The 20,794-nt window shown below is 63.1% G+C and carries 20 protein-coding genes; 6 read left to right on the plus strand and 14 right to left on the minus strand.

Going from position 1 to position 20,794, the window contains the following annotated elements:
• Nucleotides 1-225: 225 nt before the first annotated feature.
• A complete protein-coding gene (locus ABD679_RS08645; protein WP_344759569.1) occupies nucleotides 226-1,587 on the minus strand; it encodes a hypothetical protein in 1,362 nt (453 codons plus the stop codon).
• A 247-nt stretch (nucleotides 1,588-1,834) separates the two neighbouring features.
• Nucleotides 1,835-2,683: an alpha/beta hydrolase gene (locus tag ABD679_RS08650; RefSeq protein ID WP_344759570.1), complete on the minus strand. Its 849-nt coding sequence runs from the start codon at nucleotides 2,681-2,683 to the stop codon at nucleotides 1,835-1,837.
• A 321-nt stretch (nucleotides 2,684-3,004) separates the two neighbouring features.
• Here ABD679_RS08650 and ABD679_RS15620 point away from each other — a divergent pair, with 321 nt between their 5' ends.
• Both ABD679_RS15620 and ABD679_RS08655 read left to right on the plus strand, forming a co-directional pair.
• The gene (locus tag ABD679_RS15620; protein WP_425561875.1) at nucleotides 3,005-3,166 is read left to right on the plus strand and encodes a helix-turn-helix transcriptional regulator; all 162 of its coding nucleotides are present in this window, start codon (nucleotides 3,005-3,007) and stop codon (nucleotides 3,164-3,166) included.
• A 195-nt stretch (nucleotides 3,167-3,361) separates the two neighbouring features.
• Complete coding sequence (locus ABD679_RS08655) at nucleotides 3,362-3,661, plus strand: hypothetical protein (protein ID WP_344759571.1); 300 nt, start codon at nucleotides 3,362-3,364, stop codon at nucleotides 3,659-3,661.
• 77 nt (nucleotides 3,662-3,738) lie between these two features.
• Here the strand turns inward: ABD679_RS08655 and ABD679_RS08660 are convergent, their stop codons facing one another.
• The 7 genes from ABD679_RS08660 to ABD679_RS08690 all read right to left on the minus strand — a co-directional run bounded on the left by ABD679_RS08660 (nucleotide 3,739) and on the right by ABD679_RS08690 (nucleotide 13,450).
• Complete coding sequence (locus ABD679_RS08660; protein WP_344759572.1) at nucleotides 3,739-4,443, minus strand: M48 family metallopeptidase; 705 nt, start codon at nucleotides 4,441-4,443, stop codon at nucleotides 3,739-3,741.
• Complete coding sequence (locus ABD679_RS08665) at nucleotides 4,440-7,709, minus strand: type I restriction endonuclease subunit R (protein ID WP_344759573.1); 3,270 nt, start codon at nucleotides 7,707-7,709, stop codon at nucleotides 4,440-4,442. Before ABD679_RS08665 ends, ABD679_RS08660 begins: the two co-directional genes overlap by 4 nt.
• Nucleotides 7,710-7,713: 4 nt before the next feature.
• Nucleotides 7,714-8,136, minus strand: coding sequence for a hypothetical protein (locus ABD679_RS08670; protein WP_344759574.1), 423 nt, complete (start codon nucleotides 8,134-8,136; stop codon nucleotides 7,714-7,716).
• Nucleotides 8,120-8,785 (minus strand): nucleotidyltransferase domain-containing protein, encoded by a 666-nt coding sequence (locus ABD679_RS08675; protein WP_344759588.1) that lies wholly within the window; start codon nucleotides 8,783-8,785, stop codon nucleotides 8,120-8,122. The genes ABD679_RS08670 and ABD679_RS08675 overlap by 17 nt, the downstream gene beginning before the upstream one ends.
• Before the next feature lie 247 nt (nucleotides 8,786-9,032).
• Complete coding sequence (locus tag ABD679_RS08680; RefSeq protein ID WP_344759575.1) at nucleotides 9,033-9,266, minus strand: restriction endonuclease subunit S domain-containing protein; 234 nt, start codon at nucleotides 9,264-9,266, stop codon at nucleotides 9,033-9,035.
• A complete protein-coding gene (locus tag ABD679_RS08685) occupies nucleotides 9,259-12,036 on the minus strand; it encodes an N-6 DNA methylase (RefSeq protein WP_344759576.1) in 2,778 nt (925 codons plus the stop codon). Before ABD679_RS08685 ends, ABD679_RS08680 begins: the two co-directional genes overlap by 8 nt.
• Nucleotides 12,037-12,076: 40 nt before the next feature.
• Nucleotides 12,077-13,450, minus strand: coding sequence for a competence protein CoiA family protein (locus ABD679_RS08690; RefSeq protein WP_344759577.1), 1,374 nt, complete (start codon nucleotides 13,448-13,450; stop codon nucleotides 12,077-12,079).
• 218 nt (nucleotides 13,451-13,668) lie between these two features.
• Here ABD679_RS08690 and ABD679_RS08695 point away from each other — a divergent pair, with 218 nt between their 5' ends.
• Nucleotides 13,669-14,712: a hypothetical protein gene (locus tag ABD679_RS08695; RefSeq protein ID WP_344759578.1), complete on the plus strand. Its 1,044-nt coding sequence runs from the start codon at nucleotides 13,669-13,671 to the stop codon at nucleotides 14,710-14,712.
• A gap of 34 nt (nucleotides 14,713-14,746) precedes the next feature.
• Here ABD679_RS08695 and ABD679_RS08700 read toward each other — a convergent pair whose 3' ends face one another.
• The 4 genes from ABD679_RS08700 to ABD679_RS08720 form a co-directional block, all read right to left on the minus strand.
• A complete protein-coding gene (locus tag ABD679_RS08700; RefSeq protein WP_344759579.1) occupies nucleotides 14,747-15,271 on the minus strand; it encodes a hypothetical protein in 525 nt (174 codons plus the stop codon).
• A 608-nt stretch (nucleotides 15,272-15,879) separates the two neighbouring features.
• Nucleotides 15,880-16,410, minus strand: coding sequence for a DNA-binding protein (locus ABD679_RS08705; protein ID WP_344759580.1), 531 nt, complete (start codon nucleotides 16,408-16,410; stop codon nucleotides 15,880-15,882).
• A 473-nt stretch (nucleotides 16,411-16,883) separates the two neighbouring features.
• Nucleotides 16,884-17,867, minus strand: a complete 984-nt coding sequence (locus tag ABD679_RS08715) for a site-specific integrase (protein WP_344759582.1) — start codon at nucleotides 17,865-17,867, stop codon at nucleotides 16,884-16,886.
• The gene (locus ABD679_RS08720) at nucleotides 17,864-18,319 is read right to left on the minus strand and encodes a hypothetical protein (protein WP_344759583.1); all 456 of its coding nucleotides are present in this window, start codon (nucleotides 18,317-18,319) and stop codon (nucleotides 17,864-17,866) included. The genes ABD679_RS08715 and ABD679_RS08720 overlap by 4 nt, the downstream gene beginning before the upstream one ends.
• A gap of 192 nt (nucleotides 18,320-18,511) precedes the next feature.
• Here ABD679_RS08720 and ABD679_RS08725 point away from each other — a divergent pair, with 192 nt between their 5' ends.
• A complete protein-coding gene (locus ABD679_RS08725; protein ID WP_344759584.1) occupies nucleotides 18,512-19,033 on the plus strand; it encodes a hypothetical protein in 522 nt (173 codons plus the stop codon).
• Between the two features lie 260 nt (nucleotides 19,034-19,293).
• Here ABD679_RS08725 and ABD679_RS08730 read toward each other — a convergent pair whose 3' ends face one another.
• Nucleotides 19,294-19,602 (minus strand): helix-turn-helix domain-containing protein, encoded by a 309-nt coding sequence (locus tag ABD679_RS08730; RefSeq protein ID WP_344759585.1) that lies wholly within the window; start codon nucleotides 19,600-19,602, stop codon nucleotides 19,294-19,296.
• An 88-nt stretch (nucleotides 19,603-19,690) separates the two neighbouring features.
• Here ABD679_RS08730 and ABD679_RS08735 point away from each other — a divergent pair, with 88 nt between their 5' ends.
• Together ABD679_RS08735 and ABD679_RS08740 are read left to right on the plus strand one after the other, a co-directional pair.
• A complete protein-coding gene (locus ABD679_RS08735; RefSeq protein WP_344759586.1) occupies nucleotides 19,691-19,945 on the plus strand; it encodes a hypothetical protein in 255 nt (84 codons plus the stop codon).
• 42 nt (nucleotides 19,946-19,987) lie between these two features.
• A complete protein-coding gene (locus ABD679_RS08740; RefSeq protein ID WP_344759587.1) occupies nucleotides 19,988-20,773 on the plus strand; it encodes a hypothetical protein in 786 nt (261 codons plus the stop codon).
• Nucleotides 20,774-20,794 lie beyond the last annotated feature (21 nt).

Genomic DNA, 20,794 nt, shown 5'->3' on the forward strand with positions numbered 1-20,794 from the left:
CAGACCCGTGAGCTCGCCATGGCGGCGTGACTCACACCAACGAGCCTCCGGGATTCCCGGGGCGGTTCAAACTGGCTCCGAACAGTGTCAATCAATGAGTCGAAACGACGTCTGCTTTGGGTCGCAAGGAGCCACGAATATCAAGCTTGACCTAGAGATCAACCATCTTGTGTCGGCGCGAAACCGTTTCAAGTGCGGATACGCATTTGGTAGCGCCAGCGACGATCAGCAGACACTTACGTCCTTCAATACCGTTTGCAACCCCCAATCCAGTCCATGGGCTCGCTCGTAGTTGCACTCGACAGCAGCCCATGATGGCGGAGGCAACTCCACGACATTCCCGTCGCACATCAACTGCCCGCCGCGCACATCATCGACGACGACGATATGGGCGCTTGTCATAGTTCGCAGCATCCTGAGCTTTTTCTGGAGCCTGTCTATATAATCAAGTGTCTTCATGCCACGCACCTCAATGATGGTGATTGGGTTTGTGTCATACAGCACAAAATCAGGCAGACAAAAATCAGTCGTTCGATAGATCTGCGGCTTGGCAAATACCCTTCTCGCATATGTCAGGTTCATCGCCACCTCGGCCTCCAATCGCGAGTCGACCGGCACGAAGTTCGCCGCAGCAAAGCGAAGGGCTCCGTTCACAACGCGCAACATCCCCGCGTCGTCCCGAAAAACACGTCCCGCGAACAACCCGTATAGCTCATCCGATCTGCGAAAAAGCCGCCTTGCGGCGGAACGGCAGTGTGGGAACCCGCTCCGGTCGACGATTGCTGCCCACTCCGACGACTTGATCAGGAGCGGCTGCCGCAATCCTTCAATCGGGAGTGCGATCATCCCTGCCCCGAACGACTCCATCGGCTGACAAAGCTGGCTACCTCCAGCTACGACACCAAAGGCAATTGCAAATTTTCGATTTCTGACACCGACCTGTAGCCTGGGATGTTCCTGAAAGTCATCTACTCCGGCCAACAGGACCACGTCTGGACCCGGCAATCCATTGATCACGTTTGTCGATCTCGCCGACGCAAGTTGGCGACAGAAGTCATCTGGATGATTCTGGAAATTCTGAGCCAAGTTGCCATGCTGATCGCTGGTCTGGATGAGGAACCTCAGATACGTGGGCAATCCAATGCTGCCTCGCACTTCGCTCGGATCAGGATCAGCCGTGCTGGGGGCCTTCGGCCTTTTTTGCTTGGCATCAAGGGATGGCCTCAACTCCAACGAATGCCGAAGTGAAATCGAGTAGAGGTTGGTGTCGTCGTCGAACTTGACTGCTCGCTGAAACCGCACTGCGCGCTTCCGGTAAGGAGTGATCTCGCCGCGTCTAAAGCATTCAAGCGCATGGTGCGGGCCAGAAAAATCATCACACCGAAGCGCAATCGTGCCGCTTCCGGTCCGATAGGGATGCAATCGCAGGAGTTCAGGCGTGCACATGCATTGGACAATGGCGCCGTCTTGGCCATAGGCCGTCTCGAGCAGCCGCTGCCCCTCAGCTGTCCCGAACAACCAGCCAATGCTATGCGGTACACCGTCAACGAAAACTTTCTGGTCGCGAAACGTTGTGGCTGCAGCCATGTCACCATCACCCCCGATGGATAGGTGACATCTAACCTATAGCTAAAAATCCGAAGCAAACCCCTCAAACCCTGGCCAATTTGGCCACCGATGGGCGGAATGCAGTGCTTCAGGGGCTGGCTATCGAGCGAACACCACTGATGATTGCGCGCTGGCACGCACAACTGACCTGTTTCCCGATCAGTACAATGAAGCGGACGCTAGCCCGGGGCTTTTCGGACGGCTGGAGCGGATGGCAGCCAGTAACTCAGTCGATCGCCTGGTCCTTCTGGACTCTTGCAAGAAGCCATCTGACACCGTCAGCAAATTGCTTCGAGTGGGAGGCCTGCATGTGGTCGGCTCCGGGAACCACGATCAAGCGCTTGTCGGCGGCAGGGACGGATGCCGCGACAAACAGTTCCTCCGCCATCTCCGGGTCGGTGACTTCGTCCTTCTCGCCCACCAGGAACAAGGCGGGTTCGTCCAGGCGGCCGACAACGGTGAGATTTCCCTGGCCTTGGAGATGCTGATCGATGCGGATCCTGACCAGAAACCGCTTCCACCCCGCCATTCGCCGAACCCACTCTTCGGTTGTAGTCGCCGTCGACTCGAGGATCAGACCATCGAGGCGTCGCTCCGATGCAACACGGCCGGCAATGAATGACCCGATCGAGTGGCCGTGCACAAGAAGCGGCATGCCCGGGTTGGCTGCACGCACGTGATCGTAGATCTGTACGCCGTCCTCGAACAACGCCTCCAGTGATGTCGCTCCCTGGTTTGCACCGTAGCCGCGGTGGTCCAGCATGATCAGATCGACGGGAGTATCGCGGTAAGCTGACAGCACGAACTCAGCGTGCTCGGACAGCACGAATCCATTCCCACCGAAGTACAACACGGCGGCCACACTGCCAGACTTGCTGAAGTGCGCCCCCTGCAGAGTCGTTCCATCGGCGGCCTTTACCGAAATTGGTGTGGCCACCCAGCGGCCTTCATCCAGCGTACCTGCCGACACCAGTTCTCCGGCACGGGGTCTAATCAGGTTCTGTTCGGCCACCCGGACAACGCATCCAGACAGGACACTCGCCAACAGCAACGCCAAGACGATCCGTGTCCGCATGCCTTCCTCCTCGTTTCCGGTGCCGCGGAGAGTATCGGAAGTTCCGATGATCGGGAAATCGCCTCATCCAATGCAAGCACTCGATCCAGCGGTGGGCCCAATCTTGACCGCAGACATGGCTGTTCTGCGGTCAATTCGGACCTCCGACCGCTCGGTTCGACGTCCAGCACGGACGCTTAGCCGGCGTGCTTCTCCATCAGCATTTACCTCCATCGCCCACAAAAACAGCGGTGGTTTGCGGGGTTTCGTTCGGTCTCGGCGCGCTATGGTGGGTTCGTCGTCAACGAGGAAGCACGGATGAGCAATGTCAATCTACTGCGCATGCCGGAGCTCACAAGAAGGCTCGGCATCGCACGGTCAACCGTTTACAAGATGATGAAGGAGCGAGGATTCCCGCGTCCGGTCAAGCTCACCGGTCGGGCGGTCGCGTGGCGAGAAGTTGACGTTGTCGCGTACGTGGATAAGCACACCCCGAATCCATAACTTGTATCCGACAGCGCGGCCTTTCACGTATGCAGGTGCTCTCCCATGCCTGATGGGTCTCTCGAAAACCCCAAGGCTGCCTATTGCTTTTATGCTGACAGACCGGATTGCATCAAGCCTGAGGCCACGCACCTCCACACATCCACATGGCGTCAGAGTACAGTGTAGACGCCCGCTCAGAAGGAGTTTTCGGTGGTGAAACAGAAACTGTTCTTTAATATCGAGAGTCGGCCCGATGCGGCCAATCCCGAAGCGAGAATCGAAGTGACTGCAGGGACTTCGCAGCGAATCGGAGATAGACAACAAGGAACCGGCGACATCCTGATGTACTTCCCCACCAATGATCATGATCGCTCTCCGATTCACGGATATCTTTCCTATCCTGAACGGGCGGAGTTCATATTCAGTGGCACGCTGCAAGAGATGAGGTCGCTGTGGCTGGCCACGGGAACCAAGAGAGCATTCTTGAGTGATCCGCGATTTGAACTAGCGTGAGGCGGATGTAGCCGCATATTTGGACAAGCGCGCTCAAAGCTCCTGAGCAGCAACTGCGGACACGACCACACGCCGTACTACAGATCGAAACTGGCACCGCGAACCCGCAGCCATTCCTTGCGCTGCCGGTACTCCGGCAACACCTTGTCGACCTCATTCCAGAAGGCGTCGGAGTGGTCGGGGTGATGGAGGTGGCACAACTCATGGACGACGATGTAGTCAATGATTGACAGCGGCGCCATCAGGCATTTCCAGTGGAATGCCAGGCGCCCGTCCGGTGAGCAGCTCGCCCAGCGGTTTCCCAGCTCCCTCACATCGGTGCTGATCGGCGAAACCCCCGCCTTGGGCGCGAAGTAGGCAACGCGCTTGCCGATCCGCTCCCGTCCGCGCTCAATGTAATAGTTGCGGAACGCGGCCTTCGCTACCTCCGGATCGCCGGATTCGGCCAGTTCCCGGCGCAGCAGGAAGCGTCCATCGCGGAGCGACAACGGTTGTTCCTGCCCGGACACGAGCCTCAGGCGGTAGGCGCGCCCCAGATACAGGAAGCCTTCGCCGTCGCGGAATTCGCGCAACACGCGGGTAGCATTTAGGTCGCGCCATTCGGCCAGGCTGCGGTAGATCCAGAACTGTTTCGCATCGACGATATCGGCGATCTCGTCTGCCGGAACGGCCTCGGGTGCGCGTACAACGACCTGGCCATCACGTTCGATCACGATATCGGCGGTCTTCCGGCGGCTGCGGATCAGCGAATACTCGATGCCACTGGCACTGGCCGATTTCACTTGACCAGCTCCGCATGGCGCTTTTCGGCCAGCCGGACGATCTCCACCGCAATCCGCTCCTGCGCCACTTCGACCTCCGGAACTCCGGACAACAGCAGTTCGGTGCCAATCGCCCCGCGCAGGCGCTTGACCTCGACCGGCTTCTTCCAGAAGTCGAGCACGCCGATCGTGTCCTGCAGCAGGTCCACGATCCGCTGCATCAGCGGTTTGAGCCGCGCAGCGTCACCCTCCGCCGGAACCGTTCCGTCGAAGGCAAGCCCCACGACATGGTCGTAGAACGTCGAGGCCTCTCGGCCCAACCCGGCCACGGTGTCGGTACGCCCGGCAGCGACTTCACTGCGAAGCTGTTCGTACTCCTCGGCCAGCAGATCCCAGTTCTTGCCGTGCTGCTGGATCAGCCTTTCCAGCTTCTCGCTCATGCGCTTGTAGAACGCCGGGTCCTCGTCGAAATGCACGGTGCAGTGCTTTCGGATGGCGTGCTCCATCTCGCTGGCCTTGGCTTCCGGATCGCCCTGGGCATGCCGGCGGACCTGGGCCATGAAGTCACCGGACAGCAGTTCGACCGGCGGAATCTTCGGATTGATGCCCAGGTCGATGAGATGCTCGTTGATCAGCGTTTTGACCTTGGCGCCGGCGTCGGCGATGTCGAGGGATTCGTCCTTGTAGCGCTGCTTGGTCATCTGCAGCAGATAGCCGAAGCGGCGCGCAGGCCCCCGGTATCGATGCCCGGCCGGATGCGGCAGGATCAGGTTCAGGCTCTGCAGGAACTTCTTGAAGTAGACCTCGAAGTCGGCGCGTGCCTTGGTGTCCTTGAGCGCGCCGACGGCCTCGTGCACCACGGTTACCTCCGTTTCCGGGCCGGGGAGCGACTCGCGGATGAAGCCGTCGATGCCGTCCACGCCAAGCCAGCGAAAATGCTGCAGCAGACGCTGGTAGCGCTCTTCCAGGATCGGCAGCTCGCTCAGGCTGTCCTTGAATCCTTGTTGGAGATCGCCCTGGTCCTCGGCGCTGTAGATCGACAGCGCGTCGCCCAGATGGTTGGCCAGGCCGATGTAGTCCACGACGTAGCCGCGGTGCTTGTTGCGGCTGACGCGATTGACGCGCGCGATGGCTTGCAGCAGGTTGTGTTCGCGCAGCTTCTTGTCCAGGTACATCACCTGCTCGATCGGCGCATCGAAGCCGGTCAGCAGCATGTCGCAAACGATCAGGAAGGCGATGCCGGTCAACTGTTTGTCAGGATCGTCGAAGTCGAACGGCTTGCAGAAGTTCTCCACCGCGTTCCAGCGCTTGGCTTCCTTGCGCGCCTCGGTGACCAGCGCCGGTTCGTTGGTCGGGTCGGCCGAGACCACCACCGCCGCCTTCAGGAAGCCGATGCGGCGGATCAGGTCCATGTCCGGCACGGACTTCACCCGCTCGCGGTCGATCCGCTCGGCCAGCGCCTCGTTGATCGCCTTGCGGTAGCGCACCGCGGCCAGCTTGGAGTGACAGACCACCTGCGCCTTGAAGCCATCGGGCAGGATGTTGTCGATGTAGTGGTCGACCAGGTCGCGGGCGATGGCCTGGATGCGGCCGTCCGCTTCCAGCAGGTCGCCGGTGGCGCCGTACTTCTTCTTGATCGCGAGGATCTCGGCCTCGCTGCGTTCCTTGAACAGATCCTCGAACTTCGTGTCGAACCCATGCTTGTCGGTCAGCGCGGTATCCGCCGTGCGCCCCTCGTAAAGGATCTGCAGCGTGGCGCCATCGGCGACCGCATCCGCCAGCCGGTAGGTGTCGATGTACTCGCCGAAGCGCTTGACCGTGCGCCGGGCGCCATGCTGCTCGGTGATCAGCGGCGTGCCCGTGAACGCGATGCGGGTGGCGTTGGGGAACGCTTCGAACATGTTGTCCGACAGCCCCACCTTCTCAGCCGATGATCCCTGCGTCCGGTGCGCCTCGTCGATCATCAGCACGATGCGTTCGGAGGCGTTGACGACGCCGAAGGTCTTGCCCGATGGAACCGCCTTGTACGCACCCAAGGCGTCGGCAACGCGTTTGGGCAGCGCCAGCTCGCGCTCCATGAACTTGTGCACCATGACCATGTTGATGTCGGAAGCATCGGTGCCCAACTGCGCCCGCAGGTCGGCGGCGCTTTCGATCACGTTGATGCGTCCGCCGATCAGCCGGGCCGTGGCGGTCAGTTGCTCCTCCAGGTCGACCCGGTCGTTGACCAGCACGATCTTGTAGTCCTGCAGATCCGCCGCAGCGCGCAGCATGCGCGCCACGAACACCATGGTCAGCGACTTGCCCGAGCCCTGCGTATGCCAGACCACGCCGCCACGCGCCTCGGGCGTTGCACCCGCGCGCAGGCGCTCGATGATCTTCCGCGCCGCGCGGTACTGCTGGTAGCGGCACACCACCTTGATCCGCCGTCCGGCGTCGGTATCCATGAACACCGTGCTGGTGCGCAACACGTCCAGCAGCGTATCGGGGGCCAGCAGGCCCTGGATCAGAAGCTCCTGCTGGCGCTCCACGCCCAGCGGCGGCGTGTACTGCCGGCGCGACTCCGGCCAGATGTCCTTCCAGGCGTGGAAGTGCTCATGCCCGGAGGTGATGGTGCCGAACTCGCAACGTTCGCCGCAGGTCCGCACCAGCAGCAGGTTGCTGTGGAACAGCCGCGGTTCGCCCTCGCGCAGGCCGGCGTTCTTCGTTTCCGGGCGGCCGTTGCGGTAGCGCAGCAGCTGCTCGAAGGCGGCGTGCATCGGATTGGCCGCGGTGGCATCGGCAACCTTGGCTTCCACCACCACCAACGGAATACCGTTCACGAACAGCACGATGTCCGGGATGATGCAGCGCTTCACGCAGCCCGGCGTGTCGACGCGGAACTGGTTGATGGCGTGGAAACGGTTGCGCTGCGGGTGCACGAAGTCGATCAGCGTCACCACCGGGTCGGCCTCGCCGGTGACCTCGTTGCGGTCGACCTGCGCCTTGAACAGCAGCGCCTGGACGGCTTCGTTGGCCTCCAGCAGGGTGCGGTTGGGCTGGCGCAGCAACTGCGCGTGCAGGTCGTCGAGCTGGCGTTCGCTCAGCCACGGCTGCCCGTCGGCGCCGGTGTTGAGCGCGCGCACGGCGTCGCGAAACACCTGCGGCAGGATCCATTCGCGGAACGAGTCACGCAGGCTGCGCGCAGGGTCGGTCGGCACCACGCCCTGCCCTTGGTCGATGACCGTCCAACCCAGCGCAGCCAGCTGGTCCAGGAAGGGCTTCTCGACGTGCAGGTACTCGCCCACGGCGTCAGCCCTCCGGCACCGGACCCAGCGCCACCACCCGTTCCGCCACGGTGCGGCCAACACGGACCAGCGCCTCGACCAGGGCGTCGTCCACGTCCAGCTCGCCCTCGTACTCGGCCAGGTTGCGTTTGCGATGGGCCTGGTCCAGCACCCGCCACTGCACCGCTTCCAGCCCCAGCGTGTGGGTCAGACACTGGAAGACCTGGTAGCGGTTCTCCGAGCGGTAGCCGTGCCAGCGCATCGCCGCCAGCGACAGGGCGTGCGCAGCGTTGTAGGCCAGGTCGAAGCGGCTTTCCAGGCTCAGCGCCGCGTTGGCGGCATCGGCCAGGCGCACCTGTCCGGAGCGGACCAGGCCGTCGAACTCGGCCTGCGCCGGCGGCTCGGCCTTGAGCTGGCCGATGCGAACCAGGTTATCCAGCGGCGGCAACGGCATCCTTGTCCCCGATCAAGGCGATGGTGTCTCCGGCCAACAGTTTAGTCAGGAAGGGATTGCCCTGCTCCAGCCGCTTGTGGAACTCGGCCGACGTATACAGCGTGGGACTCACCGGCCGCCCCAATTGTTGCTCCGCCGACGCCAGCGTCGCATAGACCTGCTCCAGCGTCAGCGTGTCGGAGACCAGCAGCAGGTCGAAGTCGCTGTGGGCGGTGTCGCTGCGTTTGGCGACCGAGCCGTACAGCAGGGCCAGGTGTACGGCGTCGGCGATGGGCGCCAATGCTTGGCGCAGCGCATCGGCCGGGCCGAGCATCTTGGCCACGATGCCACGCAGTTCGGCGAAGATCGGGGCCTGCGCGTTGGCTTGGTAATGCTTCTGGTTCCCCAACACGGTCTGCACGACCAATCCGCTCTGCTGCAGCCGGGCCAGCTCGCGCTGCACGGCGCCGGAGCCGCCGCCGGCCAGGTCGATCAGCTCCTTGGTGAAGAAGCTGCGCTCGGGCTGGCCGAACAGCAGCGACAGCACGCGCTGCTGGGTGGCGGTGAACAGGGCGTCGGCCACGCTGGTGCGCGCGGGCACGGCGGCTTGTTGGGCCGGCTTGCGGGTGCGGGAGGCGGGACGGCGGGCGGCTTGTTTACCCATTTCGGGCAATTAAATACCCGATTTGGGCATTTTGCAAGACTTCCGTCATTCCCGCGAAAACGGGAACCCGGCGTCTTCCGCACAGTCCCGGGGGACAGAAGCTCAGGTGGCGGGCACTGCGACACAGCCGGTAAGGAGGTCGTGCATGAGGCCGGAGCGGAAGCTATACAGCTTACTGAGTACAACGCCATCTGTTTGCAGCTGATGCTGCAGTTTCGTTAACGCTACTGCGATCAGATCTTGCTCGTCACGGTGTGGGCGGGGCAGCAACTTCACTCGAATATCGCCAACGTTGACGTGCGGAGATGTGGGGCTGTGTGCAATAGACATCATGCTCGGGATGCACCGCACCGAACTCGGCAGACCCCTGAAGAAAAGGCAGGCCGCGTTCATCACTGTTGATGTGCGCCGAATCTGGCGATTGGCCCATCGTCAGCTCCGCAAACTCGCTCAGCGGCTTGCTTGCAAGTTCCTCACTCATACCCAAGATCTGCCAGGAATCCCGCCAGCTTCCGGGCAGCCGCATCCCGCTGCGCATCGATCTGTTTCGCCGTCACCGCATACTTGCGGTGCAGGTTCTCCAGCGCAGCCACGCAGGCGCGCTGATCGGCACGCAGGAAGGATCCATACGTCTGCATCAGCCGGCGCTGCATGCGTTCCAGGATCACCGCCTGCGCTTCCTCGGCACTGATCTGCGCCCGCGCCGCGGCCACCAGTTCGTCCTGCTTTTTCTCTGCGGCGCGCAGGTCGGCTTTCAGCTGCTTCGCCTCTTCTTCCAGCGTCTTGTGCCGATCAAGCTGGCGACCGTAGTCCACCAGCCGCTCATGCGCTTCGCGCCCGTCCCGCACGCGCGCCTCGATGGCTTCGCGCAGATCGCTCTCGAACTGCTGACCGGAAGCCAGGCGGACGATCTCCAGGGCACTGTCGTAATCCGGTTCGGCCTGCGTGCCCTTGACCGTATATGCGACCTTCTTGGCACCTGTGGGCAACGCGCCGGCAATCTTCATTTCGGCGAACAGGTCCTGGGCCAGCTGCTTGGCTTCCTTGAAGCTCTGTTTGTGCTGCGCATTGGCGGCTTTCAGTTCTTCGCGGATGTCCTTGACGCGCTCATCGGGCAAGACGCCGGTGTCGTCGGCGTCCTCGAAATCCTCCTCACCCGCGGCGGCGAACAGCGCGTTCAACTCGGCCAGGCGCGCACGCTTGGTGTCCAGTTCGGCCAGCAGCTCGGGGAACTGGCTTTCGAGGATGTCGGCATCGGGAATCAGCTCCGCGCCCCAGCCGCTGGCGGCGATGGATTTCAGGTCGGCCTTCATCTCCCCCAGCCAGCGCGCCAGTGCGCCGCGGACCTGGTGCGTGGTCAGCAACGTGTTGCCGGCCAAGGTATCCACGACGGACGCCAGCAGAGCCCGGCGCAGGGCGTACACGTTGCCGTGCTGTACCCATTGCCCGTCCGCGTTGCGCGTGGGCGCGAGCACCTCCAGCTCGGGCCGATGCTCGGCCCACCAGTCGTCGAGCCGGCTCATGAACTCCCCGTGGGCGGCGGCAAGGCTGGCGTCACTGCCGACCACCTCGGCGATGGCGCGGCGCTCTGCCAGCTCCGGGCTGAAGTCCACATAGGATTCATCGCCCTCCCGCAGCTGGAAGCAGCGCTCGCGCAGCGCGGGGTAGTTGCGCCAGTAGTGGCCGAGCGCGTCGACTTCGGCCACCGGCACGCCGCCATGCAGATGCGCGCGTACGTCATGCGGCTCCGGCGGCGGGGCGTTGTCCACGTAGCGGCGGATGTTGCAGTTGTAGTCCTCGGCAGCGATCTCGGCCCGCGGCACGCGCCGGCCGTAGGCGGGAATCTCGTCGACGTCGCCGCCGGCCAGGGTGCGGTAGGCATGGACGATGCGCGAGATGTCCTCGGGGCGCAGGAAGTTCTGCGCCTTGCCCTCGCGGTAGTCGCGGTCGGCGTTGATGAAGACCACATGGTCGCGTTCGCGCGCGCCGTGCTTGTTCATCACCAGCACGCAGGCGGGGATGCCGGTGCCGTAGAACAGGCCCGCCGGCAGGCCGATGACCGCCTCCAGCCAGCCGTTGTCGATGAAGTGCCGGCGCGCCTCGCGCTCTTCGCCGCCGCGGAACAGCACGCCGTGCGGCATCACCGTGGCCATCCTGCCGTCGGCCCTGAGCACGGCCAGCATGTGCTGGACGAACATCAGGTCGGCCTTCTTGCCCTTCTCCGGCATCCACACCGCGAAGCGGCCGGGGAACTCCATCTCCTTGCGGCTGTAGTTCTGGCTGAAGGGCGGATTGGCCAGGACGCGGTCGAAGCGCCTGAGTTCGTTGTCCTCGCCCTTGTGCTGCGGGTGCTTGAGGGTGTCTTCCTGGCGGATGTCGGCGTGGTCGATGCCGTGCAGCAGCATGTTCATCTTGCAGATCGACCAGGTGGTGCCGATGCTGTCCTGGCCGGCCAGCGCCAGGTCGCGCGGGTTGCCGCCGTTCTCGCTGATGTAGTCGCGGGTCTGGATGAGCATGCCGCCGGAGCCGCAGGTCGGGTCGTACACGCTCATGCCGGGCTGCGGGTCGACGATCTCCACCAGCGCACGCACCACTTCGGCCGGGGTGTAGAACTCGCCCGCCTTCTTGCCGGCGGAGTCGGCAAAGAATTTGATCAGGTATTCGTAGGCCGCGCCGAGCAGGTCCGGGAACTCGAAGTTCTCGTCGCGCAACGGGATCTTCTGGAAGTTCTGGATGAAGTCGGCCAGGGTGTCGTCGTCGAGCGTGCGCTGGCCGATCTTGCGGTTGAAGTTGATGTGCTTGAGCACGTCCTCCAGGGTGTCGAGGTTGGCCTCCTCCAGCGCCGCCAGCGCCTTGTTGAGGTAGCTGCCGACGTTGGTCTTCTGGTGGCTGATGCCGAGCAGCAGGCGCTCCTCGACGTCACGGCCGTCGGCGCCCTTCTTCACCACGGTGCGGTAGACCGGCCCGCCGTCCGGGCCGCGCGGGTTCCAGCGGGCCTCCTCCGGGACGAAGAAGGCGTAATGATCGGGATTCTCGAGCTGGGCCTGGACCTGCGGCTCCGGCATCCCGCGCTCGCGCAGGGTGTTCTGCAGGGCTTCGCGGTCCTGGTCGAACCGGTCCGACAGCCGCTTCAGGAACAGCGCGCCGAAGATGTATTCCTTGTACTCCGAGGCGTCCATGTTGCCGCGGAGGTCATCGCAGGCACGGAACAGGAGGCTGGAGAGCTGGCTGAGGGTGAGCTTCTGGGTCATGGATCCGGTGCTTGCAGGTGATCGCCAGGGCCGGCAGCGGTCAGTCCGCCGAAGGTTCGCCCACCTGCGTCGAATGACCCGGAACCCGTCGCCCCCGTTCTGGGAGCGATTCTAGAGGCTGGGCTGCCACAGGGCGAGATGGCGGAGGCGCGGGCTTGGGATTGCCTCCGTCACCGTCGCGGCCCGGCGCCGGAGGCGGCGGCAGGACCTCACGCTCACCAGCCGGCGCCGGCAGGCGGCGGATCAGGCGTGCTGCCTCGAGCCTGTCGATGAAGTCATTGACGGATGTATAGAAGTTGGGGATCCGCTCGTTCTCCTCCTCCGTGAACACCCAGTAGGCCATCCGCCGTTTGAAGAAGCCGGCCCTGCGTGTCTCGGCGCGCGCGGCGTACTGCGCGACGAACAGGCGATACAACGCCATCTCGGGATGGAAGCTGCGCCGCACCCATGCGGCGACATCCCGTTGGTTGAACCGGCTGCCAGCGGGCTGATTGGCCACGAAGTGCTGATACGCCAAGAGTTGCCAGAGCACCGGATCCACCCCGAACACCCAAGCGTGCTCGTGCGCCCGCAAGCAGGCCGAGCGCACTATGGGTGGGACAGCGTCCAGAAGTTCGCTGACCCGCTCCTCGGCATCGGTCTGATACTTCTGCAGGACGCGCTCGATTCGCGTTGGTGCTGTCAATTCCATCAGCTGGGCCAAGTCATCGGCGTGCTTATCTCGCACCAATCGCCGCATGTACGCCCTCCGCCCCTCCTTGTCCTTGGCACTTCGGTCTTCCTGTCGTCTGCGCTTTTCAGCTGCCATTGCTTGCTGCTCCCGCCACCGGGCGATCTCCTCATTGCATGCGGCAACCTGCTCATCCAGTTCCTGCTTCGACGTGTGCCAATCGGCCACCGCGTCGGGGCACGAAATCCAGACGCGGTTTGCCGGATCATTCAGCACCGCCTGTTCAAACGCAGCCAGGTCGTGGGGCGTATCGCGATCCAGCCTCGACAGATCGATCTCGATCATCCGCCGACCATGGGCCTGGACGCGCTCGGCCTTGCGCTCGTCTACAGCATGGGTCACGCGAATCTCGACCAGAAGCTCGCCCGCTTCGTCCCACGCGTAGACATCGGGCTTGTAGGTGCCGAACCAGCGTTCCAGCTCCACCTTGTGCAGCGCCGACTGCCGCGCCGGGTAATCGACCCTGCGTCCGACATGGACATGCCCATCGGCATCGCTGGCCTGGGGCGGGTTTGGCATTTCAATCCAGTCCCCGTCCCATGCCGGAACCCGCAGTTGCCGCCGCTCGGCGATCAACTGCTTGGCCCTGAGATGGATTCCAGTCTCGCGCCCAGTCTGGCAGCCGGTATCGGTGAGGTGGGCGAAATGCGGACGCCGCCGCCGGCTGGTCTGCGCCTTGGCCACCAGCGCCGCTCCACAGCCAGGGCAGACGCAACCGCATGCCTTGCCACGCGCCACCTCGCCTGGGGCCCAGGCGCGACCGTCTCGCAGACCGAAAGGGACCCGAAAACCCGAGCGTCGGGACGGGCCGGCGGGCGAATTGCATAGGGAGAACGCGTCTGAGAAGGTGTTCATGGAGCTTTCCTCGGGGTAGGTGGAAAGCCGAAAACTGGACGTTGGGGATGATCGAAAACAGCTCTAAACCGGTTGAAACCCGAAATTCGCAGGTTTGCGCGCTGGAGATCACGCGTGATTGGCTGCACAGCGAGGGCGGACGCGGAAGGATTCCGACGGCCTTGGCGGCGCTCGTTGAAGCAACTATCTCGGCGGTCGAGCGTGGAGACGCTCCTCCGGAGAAGGATGGCGCATCGCTGTACGAGATCTGGCGCCTGAGCCGGGGCCAGGCGTCGTCAGGAAGCCCGCCGCGGGGCCCGGAGTTCGACAAATGGTGGCAAGCGCGCGAGGGCCACATTCGTCAGGTTTGCCTGGATCATGATTGCCCCTGGGCACCGACCCTGATTGTCCGAACCGGCGGTGGCAGGCAGAACCTGACGACCTACGCATTCGACTTTCGTCCGCTGGAAGCCGATGACCCGGCGGATGGCGACTCGACTGCCGGACAGCCGACTGATTCATACGGCCTGCGTTATCGAATCGACCCAATCAAGCCCGCGCTCTGGTTGCGCCTGCTGGTAGGAAGCAAACCATTTCCGATCAGATCCTGGCGTGGCTACGTTCTGCTGGGGTCTGTCGGCGTCGACATTCTGTTGATTGGCCTGATGTGGTCGGTCCTGGTGCTCTCTTGGAGCCAGCCACGACCGGTCACGATCAATGATCTGCTCAACCTTGGGCTGGCAACTGTGACCTCACTCTTCCTATGGCGGCTGTCGCGGCCCATTCGCCTACTCCCGGCGCGCCGGGTGACTGTCGCCAATGAAGCACTCATGTCGCTGAGCACTCTGCATGGCCAGCTGCGGACCATGCACGATGGTGCCACGCGATTCTCGGGTCGCACCTTCTCGATGGTGCGACATTGGGGTGTCTGTCCCACCTGCGCCGCGGAAGTCGACTTGACCGAGGGCGAACATGAGTTTGCTGGACGCCTCATCGGGCGCTGCAGCGATGCCCCACTGGAACACGTTTTCTCTTTCGACCCGGTGCAGCTGAGGGGAGTTCCGTTACGTGCTGACCGGGAAGCTCCAGTGGTAGCCCGTAGCTCAAGATAACGACCTGCAGGGCCAATACCTATTCGAGCATGGATCAGTCTTCGGAATTAGCCCCATTGAGCTCAGCTTTTCCCTGCATTGCGGCCTTCAAACTCCTGCCGCTGAGCATGTCATAAGCCTTCTGCAGTTGATTGACCGCACGCCGCGCCTTTGCGAACTGTGTGTAAATTTGGCGATAAGCGCGAGCTTCGGCTTCATGCTTGATAAGCAGATCGACCTCATCAACATGAGCCCCTGCACGCAAGCGCGCCAGGTGCGCCCTGCTGCGATTCGCAGGTACTCGTTTATATCTGATCGTTGACGACCCTTTGATGTAGTAGATCTCACTCCAGGCAAGCTCCAAGGACCCCCGATTCACTCTGTACAGCAAGACTTTGCGGCTGAATCTCTGCTTCTCATGGTGTGCGCGGGCGATCTGTCCGCGCCGAGCCGTGCGCTCGGCGCGCGACCTCTGGACGAACTCAAAAATTTCCGCATCGATCGCCTGATTGATCGACTTCATCCCTTCGATAGCGTCATCGATTGCACGCTGCAGCTTGACAGACTCATCGATCAGCATCTCGACCCTCTCCTTGTAGATCTATCCATCACGGTTTGGCTTTGCAAAACGGAACTGTCCCGGTTGATTAATGCAAACCGCAACAGCGTCCGACCCGCACTCCTGCACAGCCGTGTGTGCATTGGCCACAAGCTTGCCGGAACTCAGCCGAAGCAAACTCTGGATTCCGCATCTGATTTCACGACCGATCCAGGGTTTCGTTCGCCCAGCCAGTGCTCTCCACATGGGCGCGCATCCCGATGGCCGACTTTGTGATCGTTAGAAACGACACGTAAGACGTGTCGTTTCTTCAAATGGCGAACCCGATGGCCGACTTTTTCGTGCAAGCCCGGCCGACTGACGGAATTTGCCCGCTTTCCCCAAAATCGCCCGGGCAACAGGCGCGACTGCGGTCCCAATGGCCGACTTTCTTTACTCGCGTAAGCAGTTGAACAGGCGCAGGAAATGCACGCTCGCATCACCCGATGGCCGAATTTTCCGCTACTTGAGCGATCTGGCGGAAAACGACCGCAGAGTAGGCGCGTCTGCAGTCAGAAGGGGCCACAGACAGCAAAAGGCCCGCCGTGATCGGCGGGCCTTGCTGCCAGCAATCGGGGATAGACCCTGCCCTAGGCCAACAGGGACTCGAACTCGTTGCGGAGCCCTGCATCCGCCAGGCGGCGCGTTGCGTTGGCAACGTTGACCTTCATGGTCACCTCGGATACCTCGATCAGGGCACGGTCAATCGACCGCCGCTGGTTCTCGGCAAACCAGTCAAGCACCGGACGCAGATGCCAAATGGACTGCGAGCCCTCGTGTACCGCAACCGGGAAGGTCGCCAGGTTGCTGATCATCACCTTGCGAATGTTCTGGCGCGTGCAGCCCACCAGCTCGGCCACATCGGTCAGCCCCACGAAGTCCGGTCCGGCTTCGATCAGTTCCGCACCCGGGATCGCGCGTTCGACCGCCTGCATGGCTGAAATGATCGCGTCCGCGGCCGTGTCGGCCTCGCGGGTGAAGTCCAGGGCAATGCGGCCACGCTGACCGACACCAATGGCCGCATCGTCGCATCCGGCCTCGGCCAAAGCCTCGATGAACTGGCCCGGATCCGCAGCGGGATCGGGCAGTCGGAACTTCAGGATGAATTCGTACTCACGCATCGCCGGGATCTCTTTGGGCTCGCTCTCGTCTGGCCCTCTCGCGCGTGCAGTTGTTCACTACGCGCCGCAGCTGCTTCCCGTGGTTGCCCGGGCTGCGGGGGGTGCTCCAGATGCTGGTGCTGCAGAATTCACCGCAGCGGCAGGTTTCATCGTTGTAGGGGCACAGCATCCGTCCCCATGCGTGGCCGCCGCCTTCCCTGATCGTCCAGCCGTGCTCCTCGGCATGCCGGATTGCGGCCTCTACCTCGGGTTTGGGGTGCTTGCTTCGAGCCATGGAGGGTTATGGACACACTTGGGGAGTCTAGTCAGGAGCGATGAGTTGTCAAGTGACAACCCATCTGTGGGGTGAACCGAGATCGCCCTAGTCGCACATCGTCGCGAGACGGCGCTTGGGTGCTGTCACCCCCCTCCAACCCTACAGGCCCAATCCGGGGAGCCGCCAGTCTTGCGAGAAACGCCCCCGGTAGTCGACCTCACGCTGTTTCCTGGATGTGCCGCACGGCCGCTTCGAACGCAGCACCGTCCCTCTTCTGGCCGAACGCATCCGGGACCAGGCGCGCGTAGGTACTCAGCAGCATCCGGCAATCGGCATGGCCGAGCACCGCGGCCACATAGGGCGCGGCCTCGCCTGCCGCCAGCATCAGCGACGCGGCCGTATGACGCAGGTGCTCCGGTGACCGGTCTGCAAGGCCTGCGCGTGCCAGCATTCGGGGCCAGTCGCGTCGCGCAAAGTTGCACGTGTCGATCGGCCGGCCCCGTCGCGTCCGGAACACGAAGCCGCCCGCCTCACCGGTCCGCCGCCATTGCCGCGCCATCGCGTCCGCAACCGACGGCGTCAGCAGCAGTTGCCGTTCTGAGTACTCGTTCTTGGGCAGCACCTGGCAGCCGCGCACACGGGCAGCCGAGATCGTCAGCGTTCCTGCCTCAAGATCAACCTGGTCCCAGATCAGGCCGTTGGCTTCTCCGCTACGCAGGCCGGTTAGGCCCCGCACCAGTACATAGTCACGCAGGTGATCGGGAGCGGCATTCACCAGCCTCCGAAGCTCCGGAAGGCTGAACGGCCGGACCACCGAACGCCGCTGCGGCAGGCGTCTCAGGTCCCGGCAGGGATTCGGGATTCCGATCTGTCGCTCGCGCTCGGCCAGCAACTGACCGAGTACATCGAGGATCCGATTGATCCGCCGCGGGCTGCGAGCCATGCCCGATGGGCCGCAGGACCTCGCCAGCGCAGTGCGGAATTGCAGGACATCGCAGCGGCCGAACTCGTCGACCTGCCGGCCTTCGAAAGCGGGCAGCAGATGCGCCCGCAGGATGACCATGACCGCATCCTGGGTCGTCGGCCGCCAGGCGACCGCCATGGCCTCGAACCAGTCCAGCGCGAACGCGGTCAGCGCGACCTTGCCGGGGCTGCACTGGACCTGTGACCTGGCCGCGTTGAACTGAAGCACCGTACTCACGACAGGTGCTCCCCCGCGATGCCGGCGCTGATGGCGCCCCGTGCCAGGGGCGCCTGCTCCCTGGCGATCGCCGAGTCGGTGCATGCAGTCCTGCGGGCAAGTCCGTCAATCAATGCAGCCAGCCACCGCACCGCCGCCAAGTGGCTGCGGGCATGGCGAGCCTCATCGATGGCTGCCCGGCGAACCTGATCGACGCCCGGCAGATCGACATCCGGCAAGGGAGTCCGCCAATAGGCCTCATCTGCTTCCGTCCACTCATGGGCGAGTTCATGGGCGATCCGGAGGGACTGCTCGTACCTGGCCTCCCGAACGCGGGCCTGGAACGCCAGCTCCAGCAGGGCGGCCATGAATGCTTCGTCCTCGGGATGGCCTGCCAGGTCGGCGAACTGGGACGGGCACAGGCGCGGCAGTCCGAGGACCCGCAGCGCGGCGTTGGTGGTGAAGGGGTTCATCGCATCTGCTCCGTGGCACCGGGAAGTCCGGTATCCCGAGCCTGTCCAATGCCAGGAACCGGCTAAGCCAGCGGGTGTTTTGCCGGTTTCCCCGGGGGAATTTGGCTTTTGCCGTTTTCCTCGTGATTTAGGGCGGCGGCCAAAGCTGGCATTCCGGATGGGCCAGACCTGCTGGCGCCACCTGGATCGCTGATGACCAATCCAACTGCCGAAGCCGGCACAACCAACCGGCGTGCCACACCCCCTCCCCTGTCCATGCGGGATGCGAGGTTCATTCGTCGCGCTGCCACCGCGGGACTGGCGATCATCCTCTTGGCTCCCTTCTTCAGGGGACCGCTCCTGGTGGCGTTGCTGATCCATGCCCAGCGCCGGCTGCGCTGGTCCATCCAGACCGGACATCTTCGCGACGCATCGAAGCGGTTCAGAACGCAGCACGGAAAGGCTGCCCGTTTCAGCCCCGGCTACCTGATCGAGCGTATCCGCATGCGCGCCGGGACCATGGCTGTATGGCTGCTTATCGTGCAGACGCCTTCGATATTCACGGCGGCGCTGTTTGCCGGCATGGAAGGCGACTCGAGCGACGTCATGGCAGCCTGGCGGGTGCTCCACGCCGTCCAGTTCGTCCTGGTCATCGTGGTGGTGTTCCGATTCTTGGCCGGGTTGAATCGAGAGCAGCGACGCCTGGCCCGGAAAGATGCGGGTACGGCCCAATGACGATCTCCCCCGAGTTGCTAAGGCACGCAGTCGCGGCGGCGGCATGGGCAGAGGAGAGCGGCTGGCCAACCCGCCAGCGCGATATGGAGATCGCGATCGATGTCTACGGGAGGCCGGCCCACCACCGGTGGTGCCTCACGGCCGCACTCGACCGTGCGTTGCGTCGCAGTGGCTCCGACGAAGGTCTTACTCACCGGCTCGTGCTGTGCCGCCTGGGTCTCCGGTTCCTTGAAGCGAACGACCCCTCGACGGGAGGCAGGTCATGAGCGTTTGCGGGGCCGGCTGGTGGCACTCTTCCTGGCACGGCGGGGACGCTTGGCCTGTGCGGCTTCGATCGACTCTTGGAACTCGGCGACGAACTCGGTCAGGTCCAGACCCAGGGCATTGCACAGTTGCCAGAGTTCGACCGTGTCCAGGCGCCGGACGCCACGCTCGATGTCGCTGATGAAGCTCTGCTTGCGGCCGAGCACTTCGGACAGCGCTGCCTGGGTGATGCCGACCTCTTCCCTGGCGGCACGCAACTGCCGTCGGAGGACGGCGGCTTCCGCGCTGTAAAGGGTCTTTGGCATCGGTCGCTCCACGCGAGTGCGACCGGAACCGTATATGTGATATTTCTATATCCGATCTTCAGATATAGCCAGATCAAAAGGATCGCCCATGAGCATCGACCTGCTGCAACTCGTTCTGCTGGAACCGTCCCCGTCCACACTGGACCTGCTCTATCTGCTGGATCCCGGCGACGAAGCCGACGCGATGATCCTCGAGTCGATGGCGCGCATGCATGGCGTCGATGCAATGGAGCTCGACCCCATGTCGGACTCACCACATGACCTCTTGGAAGAAACAAGCCCGCGCGCCGCCCAACTCCATGAGATCGGCGAGGGACTGGATAGCTATGCATGGTCGTTCTGAAGCCTGCCCCTTGGCAAACACCACTCAAGGAGGAACCAAGGAATGAAGTCAGCCCTGAAGCGCAACCGCCCGGCCATATGCGCTGCCTTGGCAATGCTCGTCATGGCCCTTGCCTCGCCGGCCACTGCCGCGGAAATCGTTCCAGTCAAAAAGCAGAAATTCAAAGTCTCCGAACTCCAGGACAAGCCCGGACTCAGGGTGATCGCCACCAGTCCGATGACGGTCAAACTCGGTGGCATATACGGCGTGATGGGCTATCGCTGGGTCCTGGAAGAAGGCACCTACAAGGATCTCCGGACCGCGGTCGTTGACGGACGAGAAGTGGCCTTCGTGCCAGTGAGGGAAACTGGTGGCGACGGAGGCGGCGTCGCGGGTGGGACCGGCTCGCTGGGAGCCTGCTATACGCCCGCCGGAAATTTCATCCTGCTGGACGTCAACACCGGCGATGTGCTCGAACGCGGCATCTGGCGCTACGAGGTGGCTCAATCCTGTGGAGGCGGCGCCAAGCTCGAGTGGCGCTACAAGATGTCGAAGATCTCCGAGCCAGGCAACGTCAGAATTGTCTGGGGGCAGGATTGGATCGAGATGGATCAGCGGGCAGCGGATCGCCAGAGCCACACGCAAGGGTTGGAAACCATTGCTGAAGCCCGACTGGACGCCGGCACACGCGAAGACAAGCAGAAGATCGGCACACGCATCTGTCGCATCGAAAGCGGCATCCGATATGTCGGCTATACCGAAGCGGTCAGCCCGGACAATGGGAAAATCCAGATCCGGGTTGGAGGGTGTACAGATTTTTGTGTAACCGGCGATGGGGTTCACTGCTGAGGAAGCCTTTCCTCGTATCGG

Source organism: Luteimonas lutimaris (genome assembly GCF_039537065.1).
Classification (GTDB): Bacteria; Pseudomonadota; Gammaproteobacteria; order Xanthomonadales; family Xanthomonadaceae; genus Luteimonas; species Luteimonas lutimaris.